The 6448-nt window shown below is 56.7% G+C and carries 6 protein-coding genes; 1 reads left to right on the forward strand and 5 read right to left on the reverse strand.

Going from position 1 to position 6448, the window contains the following annotated elements; all coding sequences use genetic code 11:
* Nucleotides 1-97 precede the first annotated feature (97 nt).
* Entirely contained in the window at nt 98-2302 is a 2205-nt protein-coding gene (locus tag IGS51_RS06960) for a peptidase domain-containing ABC transporter (protein ID WP_297077474.1), read from the forward strand.
* Nucleotides 2303-2412: 110 nt separating this feature from the next.
* Here the strand turns inward: IGS51_RS06960 and IGS51_RS06965 are convergent, their stop codons facing one another.
* The 5 genes from IGS51_RS06965 to IGS51_RS06985 all read right to left on the reverse strand — a co-directional run.
* Complete coding sequence (locus IGS51_RS06965; RefSeq protein ID WP_277772380.1) at nt 2413-3135, reverse strand: amino acid ABC transporter ATP-binding protein; 723 nt, start codon at nt 3133-3135, stop codon at nt 2413-2415.
* Nucleotides 3128-3799, reverse strand: coding sequence for an amino acid ABC transporter permease (locus IGS51_RS06970; RefSeq protein ID WP_297077479.1), 672 nt, complete (start codon nt 3797-3799; stop codon nt 3128-3130). Before IGS51_RS06970 ends, IGS51_RS06965 begins: the two co-directional genes overlap by 8 nt.
* A 712-nt stretch (nt 3800-4511) precedes the next feature.
* The gene (locus IGS51_RS06975) at nt 4512-5123 is read right to left on the reverse strand and encodes a hypothetical protein (RefSeq protein ID WP_297077481.1); all 612 of its coding nucleotides are present in this window, start codon (nt 5121-5123) and stop codon (nt 4512-4514) included.
* A gap of 348 nt (nt 5124-5471) precedes the next feature.
* The gene (locus IGS51_RS06980; protein ID WP_297077483.1) at nt 5472-6149 is read right to left on the reverse strand and encodes a DUF305 domain-containing protein; all 678 of its coding nucleotides are present in this window, start codon (nt 6147-6149) and stop codon (nt 5472-5474) included.
* A 56-nt stretch (nt 6150-6205) separates the two neighbouring features.
* The coding region (locus IGS51_RS06985) for a hypothetical protein (RefSeq protein WP_297077485.1) at nt 6206-6448 on the reverse strand (243 nt) is incomplete at its 5' end.

A 6448-nucleotide genomic window follows, 5' to 3' on the forward strand; every position in this document is an offset into this window, starting at 1 on the left:
TTCAGGGAAGCGGCCCGTCAGCACAGAGACTCCGAAGGATCTAACCGCAGCCCCCCCATTCCTTGCCCAATTCCCTCTTCGTTCTTCGTTCTTCCCCATGCCTCGCTACCCCCTTATCCTCCAGCACAGCCGCGAAGACTGTGGCGTAGCTTGTCTGGCCTCGATCGCCAGGCACTATGGACGCACCGTATCCTTTACCCGCATCCGCGAAGCCATCGGCACGGGGCAACTGGGCACGACGATGCTGGGGTTGCGGCGGGGAGCCGAGTCGCTGGGGTTTCGGGCCCAGTCGGTGGTTGCGTCGGACGAGGTGCTGGAGGCGCTTGACCGGATGCCACTGCCCGCGATTTTGCATTGGCAGGGCAATCACTGGGTGGTGCTGTACGGACAGAAGGGCGATGCGCGAAGCGATCCCTACGGGAATCGCCCCCAGGATGGCTTTGTGATTGCCGATCCGGCGGTGGGGCTGCGCTTCTTGTCGCGGGCGGAACTGCTGGCAGGCTGGGCAAACGGCGTGATTCTGCTGCTGGAACCTGATCCAGAGCGCTTTTTTAGCCAGCCCGACGACCCGACAGTGACGATCGCCCAGCTTTGGCAGCGAATTCGCCCCTATCGCTGGGTGCTGCTGCAAGCAATGACCTGCGCCAGCCTGATCGGGCTACTGTCGCTGGCATCGCCCGTGTTTCTGCAAATTTTGACGGACGAGGTGCTGCTGCCTGCTGAGGAAATGGGAGCCTTGCCCGAACAGCGGCGGATGCTCTTGGGCATTGTGGCGGCGGTGATGTTGCTCTATCTATTGCGGAGCGGACTGTCGCTGGCGGCGGATTTGCTAATTGCGCGGTTTGCACAGCGGCTAGAGTTGGGCTTTGTGCTGGAGTTTGGGCAGCAGGTGTTGCGGCTGCCGCTGACCTACTACGAAACGCGGCGCAGTGGCGAGGTGGTCAGCCGTCTGCGGGACATCGAGGAAATTAACCGCCTAGTGTCGGATGCGGTGGTGAGTTTGCCCAGTACGCTGCTGGTGGCGGTGGTGTCCTTTGGGCTGATGCTGTTTTATAGCTGGCGGCTGACGCTGGTGGCGGTGCTGGTGGCGATCGCCATGACCCTTTCCACCGTCTGGTTTCAGCCTGTGCTGCGGCAAAAGACGCGGGCGGCGATGGTGCTGGAAACCGAAAACCAGGGCGTGCTGGTGGAAACCTTTAAGGGAGCGCTGACGCTGAAGGTGCTGGATGCGCGATCGCCCTTTTGGGAAGAGCTTCAGCAGCGGTTTCGCAGGCTGGCGGCGCTGCTGCTGGAGACCATGCAAATCGGCATTATCAACAGCAACTTCAGTGCGCTGGTGTCAGATCTGGGCAATGCGCTGCTGCTGGGCATCGGCGGGCTGCTGGTGTTTAGCCAGGATTTATCGGTGGGGCAATTGCTGGCGTTTACCACGCTAAACCGCAACGGGGTGGCGCTGGTGGACTTGCTGGTGAATTATGTAGACGACGGGGCGCGGGTGCAAACGGCAAACGCCCGCCTGCATGAGGTGATTGCCGCCACGCCCGAAGCCGAGCGCCTAGACAAACCCTGGAAGACGCTGGCCAACGACGCGGCGATCGCCTGTGATGGAGTCAACTTCTTTTATCCCGGTCGGGTCGAGTTGCTGAAGGACTTCTCCCTGACGATTCCCGGTGGCCAGGCGATCGCCCTGATCGGCCGCACGGGCTGTGGCAAAAGCACCCTGGCCAAGGTCATCGCCGGACTGCACTCACCCCAGTCGGGCACGGTTCGCATTGGCAACGATGCGCTACAAGACCTATCCCTCGCCTGCGTGCGACGGCAGGTTATCCTCGTGCCCCAGGATTCATTTTTCTGGAGCCGCTCGATTGTGGAAAACTTTCGCCTTGCCCAGCCCCACGTCACCCAGGCAGACATTCAAACCGCCTGCCAGATGACGGGCGCAGACGACTTTATTCAAAGGCTGCCAGACGGCTACCAGACGATTTTGGGCGAATTTGGCTCCACCCTCTCCGGCGGCCAGCGCCAGCGGCTGGCGATCGCCCGCGCCCTGCTTGCCGACCCGCCGATTTTGATTCTGGATGAATCGACCAGCGGTCTCGATCCGGTCAGCGAATCTGAGCTATTGGACAAACTGCTGTGGCAGCGTCGGGGCAAGACGACGATCCTCATCAGCCATCGCCCCAACGTCATTGCGCTGGCGGATTGGGTCGTGTTTCTGGAAGAGGGACGCTTGAAGCTCGCGGGGACGATGGAGGACGTGCGATCGCAGGCAGGCGACCACCTCAACTTCCTGACCGTTTAATTGCAACGGACTTACGCACTTACGACAAGCTCTCTGGGTTTTGGACGATTTCGTCGCCAGCGCCGCAGCCAGTGCGCGTCACCCACGGGTCAAAATGCACAGCAAAAGCGCTACAGCACCTTCTCCAAAAACTGCTGCGCCCGGGCGCTCTTGGGCGTAGAGAAAAACACGTCCGGCGGCGCGTCTTCTGCAATCTTGCCGCCTTCCAAAAACAGCACCCGATCCGCCACGTCTCGCGCAAAGCCCATTTCGTGGGTGACAATCGCCATCGTGATGCCCGTCTGCGCCAGAGACTTCATCACGTCCAGCACTTCTTTCACCATTTCTGGGTCAAGCGCCGAGGTCGGCTCGTCAAACAGCATATACTCTGGCTCCATCGCCAGCGCCCGCACGATCGCCACTCGCTGTTTTTGCCCGCCAGATAGCCGGGAGGGATAAACGCCAGCCTTTTCTCCCAGCCCCACGCGCTCCAGCAATTCCATTCCTTTCTCTTCTGCCTGTGCCTTGGATACGCCCTTCACCTTGCGTGGCGCGTAGGTGAGGTTTTCCAGCACCGTCATGTGAGGAAACAGATTGAAATGCTGAAACACCATGCCCACATTCTGCCGCACTTTTTGAATGTCACATTTTGGATCAGTGACCTCGACATTGTTGATGTAAATGCGACCGCGAGTTGGCGTTTCTAGCAAATTCAAGCATCTTAAAAAAGTCGATTTTCCAGAACCAGAGGGGCCAATGACGGCCACCACTTCCCCATCCTTAATCTCAGTGGAAATGTCTTTCAACACATCCAGCTTGCCAAAGGATTTTGTCAAAAACTCAACCCTAATCACTTCTCCGCATCCTCCGTTCAAATCGTTGTGCAAACAGCGTCAGCCCCATCACCAAAACATAGTAAATAACACCCGCCAATAGCAATGGCTCAAAGTAGATAAACTTTTCTGCGGCCACTATCTGCGCTCGCCGCATCACGTCCAACGCTCCCACCGTAGACACCAGCGCCGAGTCCTTCAAAAGCGCAATACTGTCGTTTACCAGCGCAGGCAAAATATTCTTAAACGCCTGGGGCAAGATGATGTCTTTCATCATCATGGGATAGCCCACGCCCAGCGTTTGTGCTGCTTCTCGCTGCCCCTTGTCCACGGCCAAAATGCCGCCCCGAATGGTTTCCGAACTGTAGGCGGCCGAATTTAGCGCAAAGGTAATCACGCCGGCCTGTAGACCCGAAATCGGATACCCTGTCAGCTGCGGCGTTGCGAAGTAGATTAAAGCCAACTGCAAAATCAGCGGTGTGCCGCGAAAGATTGAAGTATAAACATCGGCAAACCAGCGCAGCGGCTTAAACGTGGAAACCTTGAAAAAAGAAAGGACAATGGCTAATGCAAAGCCAAACAGGGCAGATAGGAGTGTAAATAGAAGTGTGACCTGAATGCCTCCCAGGATATAGGGAATATTGGGCGCAATCTTGCCAAAGTCAAGGTTGAGTTGTCCCAGCAAGGGTGGGAATAATTCTAATATGAACGTACTGCAATCCATGCCGTTTGAATTCCTCAGGTTTTCTGATCGCGCCAGATCATGACAAGAACCTCAATCGTCTCGCAGATATCTGACAAAGCCACTGGGGCAGCTTGAGTTGGGTTTAACGATCTAGCCCAATGGGTGGTGACGCTAACACCAACTGCTGAAAAGAATGCTTTTCTTCAAAGTCTCGAAGAACTCTAAGAAACACAAGTTTCAGCTTTACGATGCCACAGGTGGTCAAGCTCCTGTGTAGGTTATACAGTTTGATGCTCAGAGCGCTAAAACTCAAAGCAATAGCATACTATGGCTTTTGCGCTGAAATAGTACGGAGGGAGACAGTCAAAAAAAGTTTGAAATGCTTATTTTGCGGTGATCTCTAACTTTCTCGTCGAAACGGCAAAATTCCGGTAGGGCTGGCCCTGTCGGAGTAATTTGGGCGATCGCCCTACAAATTTCACAGCCCAAAGCACGACCTTGCTGAAGCGTTTGGTGCGCTTCAGACTGTTCCAAAACTCATCTTTGTATTCAGCATGACTTAAGATTTTGCAACCCGATTGAGCTATAAGTGAGCCACAAGATTGAGCGATTCGATCGGTATGCCGAATCTTGCAAGCCGATTCATCGGCAAGAGTTTGCCTACGGATGTCCTGGCTGCAATGGGTTATTGGCTAAAAGCGTCGGATGTGTGTTATCCCCAATAGCCTGTTGGCCCATCCGCAGGCAGATCCGCCAGCAGATCCCAAAGGTCATTCTGGTGCTGGAGTGGCCACCATTCGGCATCCAGCAGGCTCAGTTCTTCCGCGTCAATCCACGGATCAAACAGGGGCACGGATGCTTCTAACCCGATGGGTTCCTCGAACAGGGATTCTGGCGGGGCGATTCCCGCACGGATCGCTTCACGAATCGCCACAGAGGGCGCAGATGGCGGTTGCCATCGGGGAAGTTCCTGGGTCGCTAGGGGCGCGATCGCCCGGTCGAGGGTTTCTGGCGGGGCGATTCCCGCCCGGATCGCTTCGCGAACCGCTAGAGGATCAGCAAATTCCACTGGCGCGACGGATGCCGCCAGCACTGCTCCTGCCGAGTCTGCCCATTCTTCCAGACCCATCGCCGCAACCTCTGGCGGGGCAATCGTGGCGTAGACAGAGGCCATCGCCTGCAATAGGTCTTGGGGTGTGGCCAGCCCAACCAGCATCGGCGGCGCGTCGATTCGCAGCGATTGGGCGATTGTCGCCTGGGGTGCATCTTGGGCGGCCAGCGCCGCTAGCGTGTAAACCGCAACATGGGAAAGCGCCTTGGCCATGAGTCTCAGGGAGGGGGTGAGGAGAGAAACTGCAATCGGGTCGCCTGCCTGCATCGTTGCCGCATTGCCTAAGCTGGCCTGCGCCAAAAGACTCCAAACGAAGGCAGCGTCCCTCACTTAATACATACGTGCCAGCGGCGACGAATCAGGACGGGCAATCTGCTGACTGAGCAATTTTCTCAGGCAGTTGCTTGTCTTGATGTTTTGAGACTTCAGTAAACCTCTTGCATCAATGCTCTTCTGGAAACGTGAATCGTCGGGCAGCACCGTCGCCCAACGATTCAAGCCAGAGGTCTAGTTTGAAATCTCAGAGAGTGGGACGTGACGGTGAGACAGGTAATGGGGAGGCTATTTCCCGTACCAGGCTTTTCGCCAGGCCTGCATTTGCTCAATTTCCTGCTTTTGGGAAGCGTAGATTTCTTCTGCCATCTGGCGGAGTTCAGGGCGATCGCTCTTTTCCAGCGCCTCCTGCGCCATCACCAATGCCCCTTCGTGATGCGGAATCATCGCCTCGATAAACCGCAGATCGAACTGGTCATCCGCCGCGCCGAGGTCGCCCGCCATCCTCATCGCGTCGCGCATTTCTGGGGTCATGGGCATCATGTGGTTCATGCTGTCGTGCCACATCACGGGCTGATCGCCTGCATTGGGATACCACGCCTTGCGCCAAGCCTGAAGCTGGCTGATTTCCTGTTCCTGGGCGCGGAGAATGGCTTCGGCGAGGGTGCGAATTTCAGGACGGTTGGACTTTTCCAGCGCTTCTTGCGCCATCAGCACTGCGCCTTCGTGGTGGGGGATCATGCCGTCGATAAACCGCAGGTCGAAGGAGTCGTCCTTGGGCCCCAAGCTCATGCTGCTGTGATCCATGCCGCCCATACTGTGACCCATCGTTGCTGGGGCGGTGGACTGGCTGTTCTGGTGGCCAGAGTCGTGGCTACAGGCGGCTAAGCCCAGGCTTCCAGCAAAAACAACCGCGAGGAGGACTTTTTGGACGTTTGCTTTGACGTTCGCTTTTTTGAGGTTCATCGGTCAATGGGGATTAAAGTCTATAAGTTGAGATCAAGAAGTTAAGAACAAGGACGTTATTTCACTTTAGATTCTCCAGTTTGCTGGAGAGTCAAGCCCGGTGTGGAAGGCGGGGCAGAAACATGGGGTGGGCGATCGCTCAAATCCCACACCACACCTCTTGGCTCTCCCAGAAAGAGGACTTCGATTCGGTCAAACTTCATCTGGGTCAATGCCCATAGCCCGCAGTCGTTCCGCCAGTCTGTCTGCCCGCTGGCGTTCGGCTTCTGCCCGCTGGCGTTCGGCTTCTGCCCGCTGGC

It is taken from the genome of Thermoleptolyngbya sp. M55_K2018_002 (genome assembly GCF_015295965.1).
Taxonomy (GTDB): domain Bacteria; phylum Cyanobacteriota; class Cyanobacteriia; order Elainellales; family Elainellaceae; genus Thermoleptolyngbya; species Thermoleptolyngbya sichuanensis.

Coding starts and splice junctions, on each gene's coding strand:
- IGS51_RS06960 (WP_297077474.1), top strand. CDS start 98: ATGCCTCGCTACCCCCTTATCCTCCAGCACAGCCGCGAAGACTGTGGC.
- IGS51_RS06975 (WP_297077481.1), bottom strand. CDS start 5,123: ATGGCCAAGGCGCTTTCCCATGTTGCGGTTTACACGCTAGCGGCGCTG.
- IGS51_RS06980 (WP_297077483.1), bottom strand. CDS start 6,149: ATGAACCTCAAAAAAGCGAACGTCAAAGCAAACGTCCAAAAAGTCCTC.